The sequence below is a fragment of the Streptomyces pseudogriseolus genome, assembly GCA_002154585.1.
Classification (GTDB): domain Bacteria; phylum Actinomycetota; class Actinomycetes; order Streptomycetales; family Streptomycetaceae; genus Streptomyces; species Streptomyces pseudogriseolus.
On record MUNG01000227.1, the window covers coordinates 12555 to 12779 of the forward strand.

1 protein-coding gene is annotated in these 225 nt (G+C 70.7%); it reads right to left on the minus strand.

Going from position 1 to position 225, the window contains the following annotated elements:
* On the minus strand, positions 1-183 hold a 183-nt coding region (locus CCN29_RS36070), incomplete at its 3' end, for a P-loop NTPase family protein (RefSeq protein ID WP_442538432.1).
* Positions 184-225: the final 42 nt, after the last annotated feature.

The following is a 225-nucleotide window of genomic DNA, read 5'->3' on the forward strand; positions in this document are numbered from 1 at the left end:
ACCCTGCTCACGGGCGAGATGCTCGAACTCCTTGACCAGCCTGGTCTTCCCGACGCCCGCGGTGCCGTGCACATGGAAGAGGAAGCGGTGCCGTCCGTCCTCGGGCGAGGTGTCGAAGTTCCCCCGGAACAGCTCACGTTCGGCACTACGCGCGACCAGCCCGGCCCGCGTCCGCCGCCGCACCCGCTCCTGAAGAGAAACCCGCCCCCGCACCACCCGCACGCC